The sequence below is a fragment of the uncultured Rikenella sp. genome (assembly GCF_910577125.1).
In the GTDB taxonomy this organism is placed as follows: Bacteria; Bacteroidota; Bacteroidia; order Bacteroidales; family Rikenellaceae; genus Rikenella.
On record NZ_CAJTMN010000178.1, the window covers coordinates 1 to 2,185 of the forward strand.

The 2,185-nt window shown below is 57.6% G+C and carries 1 protein-coding gene; it reads left to right on the forward strand.

Annotated elements, in window-relative coordinates; genetic code table 11:
- The first annotated feature begins 180 nt into the window (after window positions 1-180).
- Window positions 181-1,815 carry a chaperonin GroEL gene (gene groL, locus QZ292_RS10330; RefSeq protein ID WP_294601266.1) on the forward strand — a complete coding sequence of 545 codons (1,635 nt, stop codon included), beginning with the start codon at window positions 181-183 and terminating at the stop codon, window positions 1,813-1,815.
- Window positions 1,816-2,185: the final 370 nt, after the last annotated feature.

A 2,185-nucleotide genomic window follows, 5' to 3' on the forward strand; every position in this document is an offset into this window, starting at 1 on the left:
AGGATGCGTAAGCATCCTCTAAAGTTTTTCTGGTTCTCTTTGTTCACAACCGACGTTGCCAGCGAGAGCAATGCAAACGCAGTTTGCTGATTGCCGAGCGGCGAGGAGGAAAACGAGCGGAGCGAAGTTAAAGAGAACAGTACCCTCAAACCGAATTCAGAAATAAAACCAATTAAAGAGATGGCAAAACAGATTATATTCGATACCGACGCCCGCGAACAGTTGAAAGCCGGCGTAGACGCATTGGCCAACGCCGTGAAAGTGACCCTCGGCCCGAAAGGTCGGAACGTACTGATCGATAAGAAGTTCGGCGCTCCGCAGGTGACTAAGGACGGCGTCAGCGTAGCCAAGGAAGTGGAACTGGAAGACAACGTCGCCAATATGGGCGCCCAGCTCGTGAAAGAAGTCGCCTCGAAGACCAACGACGACGCCGGTGACGGGACGACCACCGCGACCGTGCTCGCTCAGGCCATTATTACCACCGGTATCAAGAACGTGACCGCCGGCGCCAACCCGATGGATCTGAAGCGCGGGATCGACAAAGCCGTGGCAGCCGTCGTGGCCGACCTTCAGAAACAGAGCCAGAAAGTCGGTGACGACATCAGCAAAATCGAACAAGTCGGTACCATTTCGGCCAACAACGACTCGACCATCGGGAAGCTGATCGCCGAAGCGATGAGCAAAGTGAAGAAAGAGGGCGTCATCACCGTCGAAGAAGCCAAAGGGACTGAAACCCATGTCGATGTGGTCGAAGGGATGCAGTTCGACCGCGGTTACATCTCTCCCTACTTCATGACCGATCCCGAGAAGATGGAAGCCGACCTCGAAAAACCGTACATCCTGATCACCGACAAGAAAGTTTCGACCATGAAGGAACTTCTTCCGGTGCTCGAACCGGTGGCACAGTCGGGTCGCGCCCTGCTCGTGATCGCCGAAGACGTCGACGGCGAAGCTCTTTCGTCGCTCGTGCTCAACAAATTGCGCGGCACGCTGAAGATTGCGGCCGTCAAGGCTCCGGGCTTCGGCGACCGCCGCAAAGAGATGTTGCAGGACATCGCCATCCTGACCGGCGGAACCGTGATTTCGGAAGAGACCGGCCTGAAACTCGACGCCGCTACGATCGACATGCTCGGTTCGGCCGAAAAGGTGACCTTGACTAAAGAAAATACCACGATCGTCAACGGTTCCGGGAAGAAAGCAGCCATTCAGGATCGTGTGGCTCAGATTCGGAAACAGATCGAATCCTCGACCTCGGACTACGACAAGGAAAAACTTCAGGAACGGTTGGCCAAATTGGCCGGTGGGGTAGCGGTGCTCTACGTGGGGGCTGCGACCGAAGTTGAAATGAAAGAGAAGAAAGACCGTGTCGATGACGCACTGGCAGCGACCCGTGCTGCGGTTGCCGAAGGGATCATCCCGGGTGGCGGTGTGGCTTATATCCGCGCCGTCCAGGCCCTCGAAAAGCTCAAAGGCGACAACGACGACGAAACCACCGGGATTCACATCGTGAAACGCGCCATCGAAGAGCCGCTGCGCCAAATCGTAGCCAATGCCGGCGGCGAAGGTTCGGTCGTGGTCAACAAAGTGAAGGAAGGGAAAGGCGCATTCGGGTACAATGCCCGTGCCGATCAGTACGAAGACCTCTTCAAAGCCGGGATTATCGACCCGACCAAAGTGGCTCGTGTGGCCTTGGAAAACGCCGCTTCCGTGGCCTCGATGTTCCTGACCACCGAATGCGTGCTGGCCGATATTAAGGAAGAAACTCCGGCCCCGGCCGTGCCGGCAGGCATGGGAGGTATGGGCGGCATGATGTAGTCGTCCGTCCGGATTTCTCGGATTGGAGCCGCGTTCAGTATCGCATAGTACGATACTGAACGCGGCTCGTTTTTTGGGGTAGGGCAGCGTCGTTGCGCGCAAATGAAGTTTGCGTTTTGCGGCGCGTGAGGCGCGCGAGCTGAGAATTGGGCTGAGTTGAAAAGTGGGAATGCGCAGCATTTCCCGTCCACGGGACGTGGGGCCCGCGCGGCCGACGCGTTTTCGTCATGGCGGCGCGCGAAACGCGGCGGAGCGAAAGCGGAGCCGCAGTGAAGCGGACACGGGGCTGAGAGCGAGTAGCGCGATTCCTGCGGAATCGCCGGCCTCGGTTTTGGGGTAGAGGCTGCTATTTCGGGGTGCCCGAAGGCAC

What these genes read in the sequence shown, in the direction of transcription:
- groL (WP_294601266.1), top strand. Translation starts at nt 181, where the DNA reads ATGGCAAAACAGATTATATTCGATACCGACGCCCGCGAACAGTTGAAA.